The 18,846-nt window shown below is 61.5% G+C and carries 14 protein-coding genes; 3 read left to right on the top strand and 11 right to left on the bottom strand.

From position 1 onward, the window contains the following. Positions 1–106: 106 nt before the first annotated feature. The 9 genes from A7D21_RS06425 to A7D21_RS06385 form a co-directional block, all read right to left on the bottom strand. On the bottom strand, positions 107–2,617 hold the full coding sequence (locus A7D21_RS06425) for a fimbria/pilus outer membrane usher protein (protein ID WP_069551291.1): 2,511 nt from the start codon (positions 2,615–2,617) through the stop codon (positions 107–109). 85 nt (positions 2,618–2,702) lie between these two features. Further along, on the bottom strand, positions 2,703–3,434 hold the full coding sequence (locus A7D21_RS06420) for a molecular chaperone (protein ID WP_053257035.1): 732 nt from the start codon (positions 3,432–3,434) through the stop codon (positions 2,703–2,705). 74 nt (positions 3,435–3,508) lie between these two features. Further along, positions 3,509–4,111 carry a fimbrial protein gene (locus A7D21_RS06415; RefSeq protein ID WP_053257034.1) on the bottom strand — a complete coding sequence of 201 codons (603 nt, stop codon included), beginning with the start codon at positions 4,109–4,111 and terminating at the stop codon, positions 3,509–3,511. 195 nt (positions 4,112–4,306) lie between these two features. Next, positions 4,307–4,954, bottom strand: coding sequence for a response regulator (locus A7D21_RS06410; RefSeq protein WP_053257033.1), 648 nt, complete (start codon positions 4,952–4,954; stop codon positions 4,307–4,309). Between the two features lie 23 nt (positions 4,955–4,977). Next, a complete protein-coding gene (locus A7D21_RS06405) occupies positions 4,978–8,151 on the bottom strand; it encodes a hybrid sensor histidine kinase/response regulator (RefSeq protein ID WP_069551290.1) in 3,174 nt (1,057 codons plus the stop codon). An 83-nt stretch (positions 8,152–8,234) separates the two neighbouring features. Beyond that, entirely contained in the window at positions 8,235–9,428 is a 1,194-nt protein-coding gene (locus A7D21_RS06400; protein ID WP_053257031.1) for an EAL domain-containing protein, read from the bottom strand. Then, positions 9,415–12,213: an ATP-binding protein gene (locus tag A7D21_RS06395; protein ID WP_069551289.1), complete on the bottom strand. Its 2,799-nt coding sequence runs from the start codon at positions 12,211–12,213 to the stop codon at positions 9,415–9,417. Before A7D21_RS06395 ends, A7D21_RS06400 begins: the two co-directional genes overlap by 14 nt. A gap of 57 nt (positions 12,214–12,270) precedes the next feature. Further along, positions 12,271–13,251, bottom strand: a complete 981-nt coding sequence (locus tag A7D21_RS06390) for a fimbrial protein (RefSeq protein WP_053257029.1) — start codon at positions 13,249–13,251, stop codon at positions 12,271–12,273. Between the two features lie 23 nt (positions 13,252–13,274). Further along, complete coding sequence (locus tag A7D21_RS06385) at positions 13,275–13,961, bottom strand: molecular chaperone (RefSeq protein ID WP_256556000.1); 687 nt, start codon at positions 13,959–13,961, stop codon at positions 13,275–13,277. A gap of 206 nt (positions 13,962–14,167) precedes the next feature. Here A7D21_RS06385 and A7D21_RS06380 point away from each other — a divergent pair, with 206 nt between their 5' ends. Continuing rightward, positions 14,168–14,689, top strand: coding sequence for a chemotaxis protein CheY (locus tag A7D21_RS06380; protein WP_069551287.1), 522 nt, complete (start codon positions 14,168–14,170; stop codon positions 14,687–14,689). A gap of 7 nt (positions 14,690–14,696) precedes the next feature. On the opposite strand, the gene A7D21_RS06375 is transcribed toward A7D21_RS06380, so the two are convergent. Both A7D21_RS06375 and A7D21_RS06370 read right to left on the bottom strand, forming a co-directional pair. Next, positions 14,697–15,902, bottom strand: coding sequence for a DUF1835 domain-containing protein (locus tag A7D21_RS06375; protein ID WP_069551286.1), 1,206 nt, complete (start codon positions 15,900–15,902; stop codon positions 14,697–14,699). A 267-nt stretch (positions 15,903–16,169) separates the two neighbouring features. Beyond that, entirely contained in the window at positions 16,170–17,246 is a 1,077-nt protein-coding gene (locus A7D21_RS06370; RefSeq protein WP_069551285.1) for an aldo/keto reductase, read from the bottom strand. 132 nt (positions 17,247–17,378) lie between these two features. Here A7D21_RS06370 and A7D21_RS06365 point away from each other — a divergent pair, with 132 nt between their 5' ends. Next, positions 17,379–18,056 carry an ATP-binding cassette domain-containing protein gene (locus tag A7D21_RS06365; RefSeq protein WP_069551284.1) on the top strand — a complete coding sequence of 226 codons (678 nt, stop codon included), beginning with the start codon at positions 17,379–17,381 and terminating at the stop codon, positions 18,054–18,056. Further along, complete coding sequence (gene fetB / locus A7D21_RS06360; RefSeq protein ID WP_053257023.1) at positions 18,053–18,844, top strand: iron export ABC transporter permease subunit FetB; 792 nt, start codon at positions 18,053–18,055, stop codon at positions 18,842–18,844. The genes A7D21_RS06365 and fetB overlap by 4 nt, the downstream gene beginning before the upstream one ends. Positions 18,845–18,846 lie beyond the last annotated feature (2 nt).

Here is an 18,846-nt window from a genome sequence, read left to right as displayed (position 1 = left end):
TCGACCGGTGTCGAGAAGGCGGGCGTATCGGCTGCACCTTAGCCTGAACTGCGCGCCCGCATTGAGCGCCCTGTACGTCAGGTGGAGGGTGCAGATGTCCGCGCCCTCAAGGCGTACACACCAGTGCCTGACGCTCATAGTTCAACGCTTTGTTCTGCTGCGGTAACGCATAGGTTGCGTTGCATTGCTGCTCGCCCCACTTGATGATCAACGTGCCCTGATCCTGTTCCACCAATGCCAGCGCATTCCCGTTCGGATCCGCAATCGCCAGTTGCTTGCCATTGGCGTCCTCCAGCGAAGCCCCGAACGACAGCGGTTTATGCTGTGCATCGTACAACTCAAACAACACCCGGCGTCCGGTACTGCCACTGTAGCGCGCCACCACGACGGCGCCACGGCGCGGTACCAGTTGCTGGGTGGCATTGGTGATTTCCACATCGCCGCCCAGGTCGCGGGTGTCCAGGCTGATCCAGTTGACCCGATAAGGTTGGGCCGTGGGGATTACCGCATAGCCGTTGTAGCCGGTTTCGACGCCGCTGTAGCTGCTGATCTTCGCCCCGGCGATGCCCGGCACCTCGGCCAGTGCGAAGGTCTCACTGACGGTTTGTCCCAGGTTGATGCCGCCCGCATGGGCCACCACGGAACCCGCAAGGTTGAGGTTCTGCGCGTTGTAGCCCTGGCCCTGGCTGTAGCCGACGCTGACATCCGCCACCGAGGTGCGGCTGTTGATATTCACCGAACCGGAGTCACCGCTGGTGTCGCTGTGGCCCGCCTGCACCGAATAGAACGTGTCGCTGGTATCGGCGACGTAGCCGTTGAGACCCGCCTGCGTCGTGGTGTCGCCATGCTGATGGCTGGTGGTGACAAACGCTCGGGGGGCGCGGGCCTGGCTGCCCAGCGGGAACGAGACGGACAAGTTCACCTGCGTGTCGCTGCTGGGCTCGCCCAAGGTGACGATTTGCTTGGTGCGCGTCACGCCAACGTTGTAGCTCATGTCGCCCCAGTTGCCGGTGTAGCCGGCGGATAAACTCTGCGACCCGCCGCGGTTCCAGTAACGCTGGTCGCTGGCATTCACATACAGGCTGCCGAGCGCATTGTTGCGTCCCAGGCTCTGGTTGATGGTCAGGTCGGTCCGGGTTTTCGAATGCCCGGTCCGCACGCGCACGTCTTCGCTCATGTCTTCCACATGGTCGGTGAGCGTGCGGTAACCCTCGGTGGAGTAGCGGTAGGCGGCCAGGGTGAAGTTGGTGTCGGTGCCGGCAAAGGTCTTGGCGTACAACGCACGCACGCTGCTGCCCTGGGTGGTTTGCCCGCGGGCTTTGCTGGACGAGTGGGTGGTATCCAGGGAAAAAGCGCCGAACGCGGTGTTCTTGCCGGCGCCGATCGACAGCGCGCTGTAGTCGTCACTGGCTTGCAGGCCGACGATACCGCTGAGGTTGCTGGTCAAGCCGTACGCCAGGGTGCTGCTGATGAACGTCGGGCTCGCCAGGCCATCGGCGTTGCTTTTGAAGGTACCCGCCGAGACGCTGTATTTGATCTGGCCTTCACGCACCATGATCGGCAAGCTGGAAAATGCCTGCATCGTCACACGCCGGCTGCCGTCGGCTTCGATCACGGTGATTTGCAAGTCGCCGTTGGAGCCGCTGGGGTAAATGTCGTTGATCTCGAACGGGCCGGGCGCAACGTTGGCGGTGTAGAGGATGTAGTCGTTCTGGCGAATCTCTACGGTCGCGTTGGTCTGCGCCACACCACGGATCACCGGTGCATAGCCGCGTTCGCTGTCGGCCCGCATGCCGTCATCGGAGGCGAGTTTCAGGCCGCGATAACGCACGCTGTCGAACAAGTCGGTGTCGGAGAAGATCTCACCGGCGCTGAACTGGCCCTTGATCGCGGTCACGTCATGCTGCACGTAGGTGCGGTTGCTGGTGAAGGTGTTCGAACGCCCGGTGCCGTTGCTCATGTTCGATTCGTTGCGCAAGCGCCAGGCACCCAGGTTGATGCCGTTGCGCAAGCCGAGGTTATTGGCGATGCGGGTTTTATAGTCACCGGCCGTGCGGCTGCTGTTGAGCTGGTAGTTGATGAAGGCGGCGGGAACGCCGTCGTCCCACAACTGCGGGTCTACATAACCGCGCAGGCCGCGCTGCATGGCCACTTGCGGAATGCTGGCGAGCAGGCGCAGGCGGCTGCTGTCGTAGCGCACGCTGGCGTCTTCAATCAACTCGGCGAGGGCGTAGCAGGCTTGTGGCTGCTGCGGGTCGAGTTTGCCTTCGGCCTGCAAACGGGTCATGTCGATACCCAACTGCTTGAGCAGGTCGAGGGTGAGGCAGGCCTCGACGCGAGCGTTTTTCGGGTTGCGCTTGAAGTCGATATCGCGCCGGCCCACCAGTACTTCGTTGCTGTACAGATCAACCCGGTAATTACCCGGCAGTACGCTGTTGGCCGAGAGCAATTGCTGCAAGTCGACCGGCGACTGCGAGCCTTGCAGGAAGGTGGTGTTGAAGGTTTCCGCAGCCTCATCGGCCATGGCCCACACGGGCAAACTGGCGGCGATCGCGAGCGACAGCGTCTTCAACTTCAGTGCGCCCCGTGCGGGCCTGTTGCTGGAAAGAAAAGACATGCGAAGACCTGTGACATCCCTGATTGGCGAACAGCCGGGCACGCAAACACGCACGCGAAGTGAGCCTGTGGGTTAGAGAAAAGGCTTAGGGTTTGAGGCGCGCTTCAGTAGCGTGCGAGGCAACGCCTGACACAGCGGCGGTGTAGTGGTTCTGCGCGCCATAGTCATTGATGCTGGAAAACGACAACTGCACTGCGCCGCTGGCGATTGGCGCACTGAGCGGGAACTGTTTTTCCTCGCCGGGCGCAATCATGGTGGAGTCGCTGGCCAGTTGCGCCTGCACTTTGATGTCCGCCATGGACACGTGGTACAGCGTCGGGTTTTTCACCTGCAACAGCGTCTGGCTGCCGTGTTTGGCCAGCGTCCATTCAAGCTGTGCAGGTGCTTGCAGCGCGCTGCCGGTGAGGCCGGCAGGGCGGTAAAAAATCTTGATGCGTTGGCGGATCGCCAACTGCAAGGTGTTCTCGGTTTCGCTGGCCTTGGGGATTTCCTGCACGTTGAGCCACACCACCGACTCACGGTCCGTGGGCATGCCTTTGCCTTCGTACAGAATGCGCAGCAGTTGTTGTTCCTTGGCGAATACCCGCGCCAGTGGCGGGGTGACGGCAAACGGCGCACGGCTGCCGCTGGCGTCGTTCATGTCGACCCAGGATTGAATCAACACATCCTGGTTACCGTTGCGCACGGTGATGTTGGCTTCCTTGTGGTCGCCATCGAATACGATACGGGTGGCATTCAGTGAAATGCTGGCGGCGGCCTGGGTAGCCATAAGCATGCCCAGCAGCCCCAGGCATGCGGCGATAGAACGAGGCAGCATGAGGGTTATCCGGTGTAGTCAAGAAAAATGGCGAGGCCGCAGGGCCTCGCACGTTCGGTGCGCGGGGCGCCGAGTTATTCGTATTGCAGGATGAACGGCAGGGTTGCGTCACCGCGACCGGCCGTGGAGGCGTTGGTTGCAGCGGTAGTGACGTAGGCGGCTGCGAAGCTCAGGGTGGCGTCGCCGCCTGCAGTGCCGGCGCCGTGCATGGTGCTTTCAATGCGCGCGGTGCTTGGCGAGCTGAGGTCGATCAGGCCGCCTTTGCTGTCGAGCAGGGCGATACCGACGTTTTGTGCAGTCGCCGAACCTGGGTTCAGGGCCAGTACTTTTTTGCCGGTGACCAGGCCCGAACCGCCGTTGTTGGCGTCGAAGATCATCGCGACTTTGGTGCCCTGGTTGCAGTTGACGTTCAGGTTGAAGTCTTTGGCGGTGACGCGACCGGCAGTTGGGTTTTCCGCGGTGCCCATGTCTTTGATCGACACGTTGCCCATGTCCACCGAAATGGTACGGTCGGAGTTCGCGCCGTCAACCGAGCACGCGTCGTTGTTGATCACGCCGGTGAAGGTGATTTTACCGCTGCCGCCCAGGGTTGGCGTCGGTGCAGGATCAGCGGCAAAAGCGCTGCCGGAAGCGGCGATAATGGCCGAGGCGATAACAGCCAGGGAAAACTTCTTCATGGTGATGTCCGTTAGTGTTAGTTGGAAAATGCTGTTGTTGAACTGCGAGGAAAGAGTAAGCGGCGAGGCGGCGGGCGCGAATAAGACGATTCTTATAAGCGTGGAGGCGGGCAGGTTAGTTACGCTTTTGAAGGGGCGGGAAGCCAGCAAATAAAGGGCGAAGCCATTATCCAGGAATGGCTTGCAAGTAAGTGGTTAGTTGAAAATGTTACGCGCCAGGCAATACGCAAGAAGGTCCTGGTCGCTGCTCACTTCAAGTTTGCGCATGGCCGATATTTTTTGCGCGCTGATGGTTTTGGAACTTCGGTTCTGGCTGCGCGCAATATCACTCACGCTCATGCCGGAAATAAATAAGCGCAGGATCTCGAACTCTTTGGGCGACAAGCTGGTGAAGCGCTCGTCGATCGCCGTCAGGGTCTCGATCACTGACGTCTTGGGCGGTTCCAGGCTGCGATAGGCGCTCTGCTGTGCAATCGCCTTGAGCGCCAATTGAATCTCGGTGTGCAACTGGCTTTTCTGAATGATGCCGACCACGCCCAGCTCCTGCAGGCGCGTGAGTATCAGGTGGTTGGAAATCATCGTCAGAATCAGGATCTGTACCTGTGGGAAATGCCGTTTGAGGTATTCCACCAGCTTCAGGCCATCGCCGTACGGCGAGTCGCCCGGCATGTTGTAATCGGTGATCACAATGTCGGCGCCCTGGCGCTGCAACAGCTCGATCAGGCCGGCCGAGCACACGGCTTCGCCGACCACTTGAAAGCGCGTGTCGCGCTCCACCAGTTCGCGAACGCCAAGCAACACGATCGGGTGATCGTCCGCGATTACCACGTTGAATTTTTTCATAAAGGGCCGTCCGTAGTGCCAGTTCAAGTAAGTGAAGTGTGCCCGGGCTGGAGAGACTCCAGAACGGCCGACAGACGCTGCATCACAGTCTTCACCTTGAGCTCAAGCGGGGTGTCGAGGCTGCCGCGGTTAAGCGCGCTTTCCAATTCGATGCAGGCCTGGGCCAGGCTCAGCGCCTGCACTGCGCCGAGGGCACCGGCGGTCGAATGCAGCAACTGGCCGAGGCCGTGGGCATCACGCTGCGCCAGCGCCACGCCGATGCGCTGCAAGTCATGCTGCACGCTACTGATGAACAGCGGGCGCATCTTGTCCGACAGCTGCACGCTGTCGTCGAATACCGCCGTGACAGGCGCGAGCGGCGGCTTGACCTTGCACAGCTTGACCAACTGGCCGCGCAGGGTTTGCAGGCTCAAGGGTTTGACGATCCAGGCGTTCATGCCCACTGCCAGGCAACGCACGCCTTCCTCGCGCATCGCATTGGCGGTCACGCCGATAATCGGCAATTGCGGGTCATGCTCGCGCAAGGTCCTGGCCAGTTCATAGCCGTTCATCAGCGGCATATTCACGTCGGTCAGCACCAGGTCGAAGGCCTGCGGTTGCCACAGTTGCAGCGCCTGTTCGCCGTTGGCGGCCAGGCTCACCGAGCAACCGAGCGCTTCCAGCTGTTCCTTGATGATCGCCTGGTTGACCGGGTTGTCCTCGGCCACCAGGATGCGCAGCCCCAACTGCCCGGCGCTTTGTGGTCGCGCTGCCGCAGGTTGCTCATGCTTGCCGTGCTGCGCCAGTGAGACGGTGGCGGCGATGCTGCGTATGTCGTGCATATCCACCACCCAGCCTTGCGCCGTATGCAGCGGCGGGCTGTGTGCACCCGGCAGGCAGAGCACACGTTGACCGGCCAAGGGTTTGGCGGACTCGTTGGGCAACAGGTCCACCAGCACCGCCTGGCGGCTGTCCTTTTCGGGGCTGGTCGCCGCCAGGGCGGCCGCAATGCCCAGGCGGTTGAGCCAGTCACTCATCGACTGCGCCAATTCGCGCACCGGTGCCTGTACATACACCGGCGTCGCGCTGGGTTCGATCTGCGGCAGGTTGGTCAGCGTGCCGCAACACCGTGGCAGGCGCATTTTCAGGGTAAAGCTGCTGCCCAGGCCGGGCTCGCTGACCACGCGGATTTCTCCGTCCATCATCTGCGCCAACCAGCGGCAAATCGGCAGGCCCAGCCCGGCGCCGCCTTCGCTCGCGGTGTCCGGCGCCTGGTAAAAAAGATCGAACAGCTTGGCTTGCTGCGCCTCGGGAATGCCGACGCCGGAGTCGGTGACTTGCCATTCCAGCTCAACGTTGTCGGCATCCAGCGCCATGACCCTGACGCGGATCACCACGCGTCCGACATCGGTGAACTTGATGGCGTTGCTCACCAGGTTATTGAGGATCTGGCGGATGCGCATCGGGTCACCCATCACGCAGTCCGGCAACTGCGCGTCGATGCAACTGTACAGTTGCAAACCCTTGCGCTGGGCGGAGGCCGTGTAAGTGTGGAGAGTGTCTTCGAGCAGGTCCAGCGGGCAGAAATCCACGGCTTCTATCGCCATTTGCCCGGACTCGATTTTCGACACGTCCAGCACATCGCTGATCAGCTGAAACAGCGTGCCCGACGAACGCTGGATGGTGTGCAGGTAGGTTTTCTGGTGCGCGTCCAGGTCCGTGAGGCCGAGCAATTCCAGGGTGCCAAGCACGCCATACAGCGGTGTGCGGATTTCATGGCTCATGGTCGCCAGGAACAGCGTCTTGGCCTTGTTGGCCGCATCGGCGGCGTGGCGCGCTTCTTCCAACGCCTGGGCGTCTTCGATATGCAGGGTGATGTCGTTGAACGCATACAGGCGCACGTTCTCGGCCTGATAGCGGGTCGACACAAAGCCGATTTGCAGGTGCCGGCCTTCGATTTCCAGGTGCGTCTCGCCACTCTCGGCGCTGTCGTGGGTACCGGCCATGGCCGCCACCAGGCGTGCGCTGCCCGGCCACTGTTGCGCGCGCTGGTTTTCGATCAGCACTTTGCCGTCACTGCGCCGCACCACGCACAGGCCGGTGGGCGCGGTGTCGATGATCACGCGGCTGAACGCGACACTTTCGGCTATGTGTTCGTGGGCCAGGCGCGCTGGGGTGATGACCTGGCGCCGGTACCAGCGGCTGCCGGCCCAGCCCAGGGCAATCAGGCTGCCGAAGAGCAGGGCCAGGGTACTCAGCGGCCACAACGCGGAGTGGAAGAAGTGCGAGTAGTTCAGGCCATACACCGCGCTCCACGGTTGCTGACCCGCTTGGGTTATCTTGAGTTCGAAGCCATTGGCGGTGATGTGCATGCCATCGCTGAGTGGCGCTTCGGTTTCTGGCCCGATCAACCGCGTGCCGTCGGGGGCAATCAGGGTGAAGCGATCAAACGCCGAGTGGTCGAGGGCGCGCTGCACATCGTCAGCCAGGGCCAGGTCGAGCAAGGTGCCGATCACCACCTGGCCCTGGCCATCCAGAGGCAGGCCGATGTACGCCAACAAGTGTTCGGACTCGGGACCGGCCTGCCAATACACGCGATCCTGCTCCAGCGGTTGCGGCGTTTGCTCCAGGGTGTTTTGCACGGCGTTGACCACCGCCACCAGGTTGCCGGTTTCCTCGGTGCTTTCCCGACGCTGGTAGCCCACGGAGGGAACGGTGATGGTGTAGTTCGCCTGGCGGTTGAGCAAAAAGGTTTGCGGCGCCTCGTACGGTGACGAGGACCAGAAGGCGCTGTAGTAGCTGGTCAGGTGCGCGCCCAGGGCAAAAATCTGCGGCCTGGCGGCGGCGCTGACTTGCTGCTCATCGAACTTGGCGCTGAATGGCACTGAAAACGAATACTTCTGGCCTTCATAGAGCGTACGGCGGTTGTCGACCATGCGGCTTTTCAGGCTGACCTGAACGTTGGTGGCACGCAGCAGTTCGGCCTGGATGCCTGGATGCGTCAGGCTCCTGAGGTACGACTCTTGCTCCTGCAGGTTTTCCATCAGCCGCGCGAAGTGAAAAAGCGTTGCGCCGTAGCGGGTTTCGATCCCCCGTTGCAGTGACCAGTAATTGGTGAGGACCAACAGCAACGCGATCCCGATCAGCACCATCAGGCCTTTGTTCAGGCGCAACGAGCTGCGGGTAAAGGCTTCGAGGATCGCGTTGTTGTGCTTCATCAGAGGTTTCCGCAGGCGCAGGATAAATCGGCACTGGATGGAGCTTACTCCTTACTATGGAACAGATAATCCATGGCCACCAGCTAGTGAGATGTCGCGGGGCCATCATTGTTCAGTAATTGCTGAAATTGGTCCGAAGAGACCGCATGGGAAATCAGGAAACCCTGTACTTGATTGCAGTCGATTTTGCGCAGCAGGGCTAATTGCTGAGGGGTCTCGACGCCTTCGGCGACCACGGTGAGCCCGAGTTTGCGGCCCAGCGCGATGATGCTCGCCAACGCCTGGGCAATGCCTTCGTTGTCGTGACTGCCCTGGACCAGCGCCTGGTCGATCTTGAGTTCGGTAAACGGCGTCGACACCAGGTTCAGGTACGAGCTGTAGCCTTTGCCGAAATCATCCTGGGACAGGCCGAAGCCCTTGATGCGCAGACGGCAGGCACCGGCATAGAAATTACTGATGTCCTGCGGCACCGAGCACTCCATCAATTCGAAACAGATCATCCCCGGGATGCCATCGTGGTGCAGCACGAACTCCAATAAACGGTCAGCCAGGTCATGACTGTTGAGCAGGTGAGTGGGCAGGTTGATGGAGACCGGAATTTCATAGCCGCGCTGGCGCCAATGCTCTTGAGCGTGGATGGCTTGTTTAAGCACCAGCCACAACAGCCGTTCCTCCAGTTCAAATGCCTTGATCGCCGGCAGGAATGCGGCAGGCAGCATCACGCCTTGCTCCGGGTGCATCCAGCGCACCAGGGCTTCGGCAGCGACAATACGGCCGTTGGCCAAGGATTTTTTCGGTTGGAACCAAGCCTGGAACTGGCCGCTGCTCATGGCCTGAACCAGCGTGTGACGGTCGATGTCCATGTGTTCGGGTAATTCGGGGGAGGGCTTGCGCACCTTGTTCCTGAGCTGTTCCACCAGGCTGCGCAAGGCATCGGCGGCAACCGGTTTGGAGATCAGCCCGATCACTTCCACGTCGAGGTTTTTCGCCACCAGGCTGGCCGCCATCAACATGCGCCGCGACGCCGCACTCATGATCGCCAGTGCCGGTTTGCAGCGCAGGCTGGCCAGGCACTGAATAAACTGCACGCCGTCCATGCCGGGCATCAGCAGGTCGGTCAGAACCAGATCGAAGTCGCGCTGGCGCAGTCGCTCCAGCGCTTCTTTGCCGTCCTCGGCGGTCTCGAGCATGAAATCCCCCAACTCACTGAGCAAGTGCTGCAGGTAGATGTGCTGCAGGGGATGGTCCTCAACAATCAAAATACTAAGGGGCTTCATGAGTGTTCCGTGCATAAGGCGCCAGGGAGTTGAATAGAGCCCGCAACGCAAAGGGTTTGACCAGACAGTGGTTCATGCCGGCGGCCAGGCACAGGTCGGCCTCGCCGCGCATGGCGTTGGCGGTGGCCCCGATAATCGGCAACGGTGAGCCCAGGCGGCGCAGTTCGCGCGCCAGTTCATAGCCGTTGATGTGGGGCATGTTCACATCGGTCAACACCACGTCGAAGTTGCCGGCGGTGTACAGCTGCAACGCTTCCTGACCATCGGCCGCCAGCTCCACGGTGCAGCCGAGTTCTTCGAGTTGGTCACGCAATATCAACTGGTTGATGATGTTGTCTTCGGCCACCAGCAGGTGCAGGTTGAGTTTGTTCAGGTCGCGCTGGCGCGTTTGTTCATCGGCACGCGCCACCCACAGCCCTTGTGCCTGGCTCACGGCCTGGTGAATCGCACCCAGATGGTTGAGGTTGACGTGCCAGGCGCCGGCTTCGGCTTCCACGGCGATAGAGGCGTTGCTGCTCACGTGTATCACCGGTCCCGGCCACTCCGGCACCAGCAACGGGTCGACGCTGCCGGGATGCACTTGCAGCAGCAGATGGTTGTCCGGCAGCGTCGGCAGACCGGTCTGGGCCCGCGCGCCCCAGCGGCGCAACCAGCCGCTGACGGAGTTCGCCAACTCTGGGATCGGCGAGGCCACGTAGATGGTCTCGGCCAGCAACGCGGGCATCGGCGTGGTGGGCGCTTCCTCCAGTGGCAGGATCAGGCTGAAGCTGCTGCCCAGGCCGAGTTCGCTGACCATACGGATATTGCCGTTCATCAATTCCGTCAGGCGCTGGCAGATCGGCAGGCCCAGGCCGGTGCCGGCGACCACGTTGGTGTTGCCTTCACTCTGGTAAAACGGTTCGAAAATCATCGCCTGGTCTTCCTGGGCGATGCCTTTGCCGGTGTCCGAAACCTGCCACAGCAGGCTGGAGCGTTCGCCATCGCGGCCCAGCACTTTGACCCGCAGCACCACGCGCCCGTAGTCGGTGAATTTCACCGCGTTGTTGAGCAGGTTGTTGAGAATCTGGCGGATACGTGTCACGTCGCCGATCAGCCGTTCCGGCAACTTCGGGTCGAAGCAGGCATACAGTTGCAGGCCCTTGCCTTGGGCGGCTGCGGCATAGCCCTGGATAATTTCGTGGACCAGGTCCAGCGGTGAGAATTCGCTCAACTCCAGGGCCAGTTGCCCGGCCTCGATCTTCGACACATCCAGCACATCGCAGATCAATTGCAGCAGGGTCGACGACGAGCCCTCAATGGCGTGCAGGTAGTCTTTCTGTTGGCTGTCGAGTTGGGTGCGCGCCAGCAGTTCCAGGGTGCCCAACACGCCATACAGCGGCGTGCGGATTTCATGGCTCATGGTTGCCAGGAACAACGTCTTTGCGGCGTTGGCGGCATCTGCCGAATGCCGCGCTTCTTCAAGCGCCGCCTCGACCTGCTTGCGCGCGCTGATGTCGCTGAACGCGCAAAACAGCACGTCCTCGCCTTTATAGCGGGTCGGTGCGCTGCTCAGGTACAGGTGGCGGCCGTCGATGGTTTCAAAGTAGTCACTGCGTTCGGACGGGCCGTTGGCAAAGGCTTGCTCGATCCAGCCGGCGCGCAATGCTTCGCGCTCCGGGCCGTTGCCCAACCACTGCTGGGCCAGGGTGTTTTCCAGCACCACCTGGCCGTCGGTGCGGCGCAGCACACAGAGCGCGACGGGCGCGGTCTGGATCACATCACGGCCGAATGCTTCGCTTTCGATCAGTGCCTGGATGCGATGGATCGAGGGAATAATGAAACGCTGGTCGACCCGGCGCATCACCAACCAGATCAGCATCAGGCTGAACAGGCAGAACAGCAGCGAACCGAGCAGCTGTTTCCATAAGCCGGTGACCACTGCGCGCAGGTCGATGGAGTACATCAGTTGCCACTCCGAAGACTTCAAGTGCTTGCGGATCACCAGGTGGTCGGGCAAGAGGCCGCTGCCGACAAAACCGAAGAAGCTCTCTTCGTCGGGTTTCAGGTGTTGCCGGCTCAGTTTCGTATCAGGGCTGTTGGTGAAGACCAGCATGCCTTGGGAGTTGAGCATCATGAACGCCCCGGCGCTCTGGTCGCTGAGGGTCAAGGACACCTCACGGCTCTCCATTTCCAGGCCGAGCCAGCCGGAATTGGCATCACGGTCGTCCAGGCGAATGAAGATGTACAGGTGCGAGTGGTGTTCGGTGTTGTCGCTCAGCCATAGCTCGTTGAGCGTGGCCGGGTCGCTGTGTTGCAGGGCCTTGAGGCGGTTGAGCATGCACTTGGAAATCGGCAATACCTGTGCAGTCGCGTCGTACAGCCGCGTCACCTGCGGGCTGGGGTCGGGGCTCACATAGAGCAGGTTCAGTTGCTTGGCCTTGAGGTAGTCACGCATGCGTGCGGTCAGCCAGATGCTCCATTGGTTGCCGGGTGAATTACCCAGCTCCAGGTGTTGTTCTTCCGGCGAGGACGGGTAAAGCCGCGACTGCTTGCGCACCGCCGACAGGCTCAGGCTTTCGAGCAAGGCCTGGCGGTTGGTGAAAAAGGTATGGGCTTCGGCGATGGCGCTGCTCATGTAGCCGCGGCGCTGGGAAATGTCGTTATTGAAGGTCGAGAGCAGAAAGGTATAGACCCCGCTCAGGATGCCGACGAGCAGCACGGTCGCAAAAATACGAAGCAGCCTTCTGGCTGCTTCGGGTCGGGAGAGGACGGGGTTGATCTGGAGCAGATAACTTTTCAATCGCATCGGCAGACTTTAAGCGCGGGCCGTTGCGCCTGGCATAAGACGATCCTTAAAAATCATCTACTTGTAGTACATATCCACCACCACGGCGGCGTCGAACGCGCCGGGTTTTGGCAGGGTGCGCCATTTCAGGTCGGCGCGGAATTCATCGTGGCTCTGGCCCAGGCCCATCAGTTGCTGCAGGGTGAACCAATCGTTGAACGGCAATGGCTGGTCGCTTTCGGCGCGGGACAACGAGATGCCCACCGAATTGTTGTTGTCCGGCACCAGCAACCCGTTGATCACGCTGCCGCCTCCCGAGGTGCTGGCGAAGCGGGCGCTCACGGTGTAGGGCGTGTCGCAGCCCTTGCGCAGGTTCAGACTGAAGTTCGCGCTGCTGGCGACTTCACCGATTGAAGCCTTGCGCGACGGTGTGGGGAATTTCACCACGTTAGGGGTGATGGTCAGTTCGGGGGTGCAAGGCACGAAGCGGATGCCGTTCATGCCGGTGACCACGTAGTTGAAGTTGCTGTTGGGCCTTGAGTTGAGCCCGCGCACGCCGTCCAGTTGGAAGACGCGGTACGAGGTCAATGTACTGGCTTGGCCACTCGGTGGCGTGGGGTCGTACTTCTCGATGAAGACACTGAAGTTGAGGGTAAAGCGCGCCTTGTCCCAACCGATGCAGTTGGAGGTGCAGCCCCGGTCGGAAAAGAACCCGGTGCCGACCTTGCCAGTGCTTTGGGTAATCGGCTGGTTGTTGTAGCGGATACCCACGCGAATGCCCGTGCCGATGCTCACGCCGGCCGGGTTGACGTAGAAATACACCTCTTCGCGGCCGACGTTGTAGTCGTCCTTGCAGATCACATTGGTCGAGCGTGGGCCCGACTCCCAGATAATGCTGCCGTTGGGGGCGTCGGCGGCGACGGCCAGCGCGGTGCCCAACGCTTCCTGGGTGATGATCGAGCCGGTGCCGTCCTCACGGCACGCCAGCGCATGGCTGGTGGCGGGCAGGGCCGCGCAGACCCACAGCAGTATTGGTAAGCAGCGTTTGGTCAGTGACATAGGTGTAAATACCCCGCGATCTATCACTTGAGCGCCGCGCTATGGCGGGCCTGCAAGCCGATATCGGTGATTTCGGTGAAATGGAGGGTGGTGCCCTTGGGCAAGGCGCTCGGTGCCGTCAGGGTTTTGCTCTCATGAGGTTTGAGCAGCAGGTAATCGCTGAGCGTCACGCTGTCGGTCTGTACGTTCACCAGCGACAGGTGAAACGCGCTGGGGTTGCGGACCGTGAGGGTGTGCCCGTTAGTGCTGCTCCAGACCAACTGCTGCACCGCCTCGGCCGAGCCGCCCTTGAGCGCTGGCGGCCGATAGAACAGCTTGAGCCGTTGGCGTATCGCAAACTGCACGCTGTCAGGGTCTTCCGGCTTGAGCGGAATCTCCATGATGTTGAGCCAGAACAGCGATTCGCGATCGGTGGGCAAGCCTTCGCCGGCATACAGGATGCGCAGTGGGTGATGCTCCCCCGCGCCCAGTTGCACCAGCGGCTCGGTGGCGGCAAACGGCACCGCGCCGCCGCTTGAGTCGTCATCGCCGGTGATCCAGGTTTGCACCACCACCTCGCGCGATGCCTGGTTGATCACGTTGATGCTGGCGGCCTTGTCCTGGCCGAAATAGATCAAGCGCGTGCCTTCGATTTTCAGTGCCGCGCTGGCGGGCGGCGGCGCGAGAACCAGCAGCCCGCAGGCGATCAGCACCATTCTGAGTAAAAACATGAGCACAGACGAATTCCATGGCAGCGTGAGAGGACGCAGGCCATGGTAGGGGCGAGGTGATGCGAGGGCTTTCAGGCGATTCTTAAAAGTGGACCGGTGCGCCCGGTGACCGTTTCAGAATCGCCTTAAAGTCAGGTTTCCCGCTGACGGTTACCGTGTTCAGCGTTGAATGATCGACGCTGATGCCCAACTGTCAGGTTTACCCTATGTCCAATAAAGCGTTACGCCTTCTGATTGCTGATGCAGACTTGTTGCAACGGATCAAGATCGAGAAAATGCTCAACCAGCTGGGCTATCACCGTATCGCCCCCTTGAGTTCGTTCGAGGAGTTGCAGGCGTTGACGCGCTCAGGTTGTGTGGCGTTCGACTTGTTGATCATCAACACAGCGCTGGTGCGATCCAGGCACGTCAACCTGTTGAAGTATTGCCATGACAACCCGCTGATTCGCCACACGCTGATCTATGACGGGCAATGCGCGCAGAGTTCGGTGGTGTCGGTATCGGTGAGCCAGACGCTGCACCTCTCGCTGTCGCAGTCGCCGGACTTCAACTCACTGCGCCGTTGCATGGAAATTGTCGACCCCGACCATAGCCTGCCGGCCGTTGAGCGTCCGGTACTGCGCGCCGTCGACAGCCGTACCCAGCCACCCTCGGTGGGCCCGCGCGCGATCCCTTTGGGCGACCCGGCGGTGGTGGCGTGCGCCGTCGGGTTATCGCCCAAGCGGTAAGCGGGTGTCAGTCACGCCAGATGGGCAGGCAATTGCTGCCCAGCGTCCAATGCGCTTGGCCGGGTGTGAGGCACACGCCTCCGACCCAGCGCGCATGGCCGGCGTGGTCGAGCCAATACGCATCCCCGTCCAGCACCTGCGCCCCCAGCGGCGTCAATAGCAGCTCGCGGCGTGGCCATTCGCGCTCGGTTCCGGTTTCGATCAGCAAGGGATTCGGCCCGTCGATTAACGGCCGCAGCAGTGCATGAAACATCATGTCGCCCAGGAATGGCAGCGGCTCGCGCTTGGCCATCAGTTCGGCAAACACTCTGCCGAAGGGCACCGGTCCAACTTCGGCGATGTACCTTAACGACAGGCGCTCGGTGAGCGACAGGCCGTCCACAAAACCTGGCAGTTCCTGCAACTGGCGCAGTAGCGCTGGCGCGAGGAACGGCAGCGATGCGTGCGGACTATGAGCCAGTTCCGCGAGCTTGACCGGTGAGCTGTCGCAGTACGCCGACCAGGCCTGTTGGGCCAACTGCACTGCCGCGTCATTGATCACGCGTCGCTGCGGCCATAGCCACGCCAGCACATCGGGTGCCAACTGGCCAATGCCGATAAAGCGCTCGACGCCGGGAATACGGTCAACTTCAATCAACTCCAGCCTGGGCGGTGCCTGCTCAAGACCGGCCAGTGCGCGGATCAGAAACAGCTGGTCGTAGGCATCCGCCTCGCACCACAGCACGCTGTGGTCGGCGCTGGCCAAGGTGTCCAGTTGGTTATATTCATCGTCAACGCGGCGCGCTGCATCCATGCAGTCCAGCGCAAACGTCTGGCTGATAAAGGCACTGCGCAAGGCGCGGAAATCTTCGCTGGGCAGGTCGCGAACCGGCCCCATGCACAACGGGTCGGTGAGCATCCGGAACTGTCCTTTGAACCCCGCCAGTTGCAGGCTGTGGGCTATGTCACTGCCACAGCGCCAGTGGGTGGTGCGGGCTTCATCGCAGGCCTCGAACATGGGGTGGCGGGCGGCGAAATCGAGGGCGTCGACATGGGTCTTGAGTTTGGGCCAGCTGCTGAAACCGAGCTGTCTGGCAACCTGCCATTGGGCCTGCGACAGGGTGGCGCCGGGGTCCTGGCTTTTCAGCTGTGCCAATAGCTCCTTGGCGCGCTTGCGCTGCTGCGCAAGGTTAATACGGCCGTCATGGGGCGAGGATACGGGGCGTGGCGACATACGATCTCCTTGTACAAACCTTTTCCGCTTTAAGGTTGGGAGTCGTAGCAATGAGGTGGTGCTTGAGTGTCTTGGGCGCAGCCCTTTCCGCGGAAGGTGGCGTAGAGAGCGCCAGGCGGGAAATATAGGCAGGATTGCTGTTCAGTGCAATTCAAAACTGTGGGAGCGGGCTTGCCCGCGATTGCGCAGTCTCAGTCACCAGATTCACTAACTGATCCACCGCTGTCGCGGGCAAGCCCGCTCCCACATTGGGATTTGCGTGACCGTTTACTTATCTTTTCTGGCATCCATGGTCTTTTGATGTTCCGCCAGGAAGGGCTGCTCCGCCGGATCAAAGCGATCAATCCCGGCGGTAAACCGATGCCAGTACGGGTACAGCGGCTGTCGGCGCGTTACGGCCTCGATACGCGAAGATTGCGCCTCGGTGAGTTTCAGCTCAGTGGCCGCAAGGTTGTCGCGCAGGTGCGCTTCGGTGCGGGCGCCGACGATCAGCGAAGTGATCCCCGGGCGATCCTTGAGCCAGGCCAGGCAGGTACGCGCCACTGACACGCCATGCTCATCACCCACGGCGGCAAGGGTCTCGATGATATCCAGCGCACGCTCCGGGTCATGCACATAGGGTTCCGGCCAGCCGCTGCCCTGGCGGGTGTTGGCCGGCGGCTTGTGCCCGCGCCGGGTCGAGCCGGTCAGCAGGCCTTCGCCCATCGGGCCCCACACCAGGGTGCCGATGGACTGGTCCAGCGCCATCGGCAGCAATTCGTACTCGGCTTCGCGAGATTCGGGGGTGTAGTAAATCTGCTGAGTGATGGGTTTGAGCATGCCGTGCAGCTCGGCTGCACCCAGGGTTTTCATCATCTGCCAGGCGGTGAAGTTGCTGGTGCCGAAGTAGCGAATTTTCCCGGAGCCCACTAACAGGCGCAGGGCTTCGAGGGTTTCCTCGATGGGCGTCACGCCGTCCCAGTTATGCAGCTGGTAGAGGTCGATATGATCGGTGCCCAGCCGCTTCAAGCTGGCTTCGCAGGCGCGGATCAGGTGGTAACGCGATGAGCCGGAGTTGTTCGGGTTTTTGTCCACGGGACTGCGGCCCTTGGTGGCCAGCAGGATGTCGTGACGTTTGTCACCCAAGGCTTTACCGACGACTTCCTCAGCCAGCCCGTGGGAATACAGGTCGGCGGTGTCGACCATATTCACCCCGGCGTCAAACGCGATGTCGAACATGCGCTTGGCCTGGGGCACATCCACCGCGCCGCATTTTGCAAATTCGGCGCGCCCCCCAAATGGCACGGTGCCGAGGATGATTTCGGATACCAGCAGGCCCGAATGGCCCAGTTGACGGTATTGCATGTCGCCTCCTGTTTTACGTTGCACGTGAACCTGTGAACGACAGGGGTGGCGATAGTTTGAATTTTTTCATGAAAACTTCCTGCGCGTGCCTCACCATGGCACCCAACACGGTTTAAGAGGAACCCCGCGTTCATGAGCGCACTGATAGAAACCCGCGGTCTTACTCGCAAGGACGAGCGCCGCCAGGTGGCGTTGCTGCAACCCACGGACTTCTGCTTGAACCGCGCCGACCGCGTGTCCATCACCGGCTCCTCGGGCTCCGGTAAAAGCGTGTTCCTGCGGGCGCTGGCATTGCTGGATGCGCCCACCAGCGGGCAGATCCTCTGGAACGGCCAGCCCATCACCGACGCGCAGATTCCCCACTATCGCAGCCACATCAGCTACCTCTCACAACGCCCCGCGCTGATCGAGGGCACGGTCGAAGACAACCTGCGTTTCCCCTTCAGCCTCAAGACGCTGCGCACGCGCAGTTTTGATCTGCCCGCGGTCACCACGCTGCTGGGGCACGCCGGTAAAACGCCGGACTTCCTGGGCAAAAACGCCGCTGACCTGTCAGGCGGTGAGTCCCAGGTCGTCTCACTGATTCGAACCCTGCAACTGAACCCCGAAGTGCTGTTGCTGGACGAACCGACCGCGGCCCTCGACCCGACATCCTCGCGTGATGTCGAAGCGCTGATCACCGCCTGGTATGCCGCCGATAGTGCTCGCGCCTATGTCTGGGTGTCCCATGACCTTGACCAGGCCCAACGCATGAGCGCCCTCCACCTGCACATGACTGCCGGTGCGCTGAGTGGAGCGGCCCAGCCATGAACTATCAAAACCTCACCGCACTGGACATGGGCATCGCCGCCTCGCTGATCCTGATCAACGGCGCGCTGTCATTGCTGCTGCGCCTGGGCCTCGGTCGCCAATTGCTCTGGGCGGCGGTGCGTACGGTGGTGCAATTGTTGGCCATCGGTTACCTGCTGGGGTGGGTATTCGAGTTCGCGTACTGGTATGTGGTGCTGCCGTTGATGTGTGCGATGACCTTGATTGCCGGGTTGTCGGCGGCGGGGCGTGGGCGCAGGACCTATCGCGGGCAGCGGGTCGACAGCATCCTGTCGGTGTGGGGCAGTTCCTGGTTGGTGACGGCGGTGGGTTTGTTTGCGGTGATCCGCATCCACCCGTGGTACGAGCCGCAGTATGCGATCCCGATTTTGGGAATGATCCTCGGCAATACACTGACCGGTGTGTCCCTGGGGATCGAGCGCATGACTCAGGAACTGACCTCGGGGCGCAACACCATCGAGATGATCCTGGCCCTGGGCGGTTCGCGTTGGGAAGCGGCGCAGGAAGCCATCCGCCAGGCGGTGCGCGCCGGGATGATCCCGACGCTGAACCAGATGACCGTGGTGGGCATCGTCAGCCTGCCGGGCATGATGACGGGCCAGGTGCTGGCCGGGGAGAGCCCGGTGGACGCGGTGCGCTACCAGATCGTCATCATGTTTTTGATCGCCGCGTCGTCGGCGCTGGGCACGGTCGGTGCGGTACTGCTCACCTACCGGCGGCTGTTCTCCAGGAGCCACCGGTTTTTGCGCGACCGATTGGAAGAGCGCTGACC

It is taken from the genome of Pseudomonas sp. AP19 (assembly GCF_001728855.1).
Lineage (GTDB): Bacteria > Pseudomonadota > Gammaproteobacteria > Pseudomonadales > Pseudomonadaceae > Aquipseudomonas > Aquipseudomonas fluorescens.
Note: the sequence above shows the minus strand (reverse complement) of the source record. Positions and strands in the feature narration are given on the sequence as shown.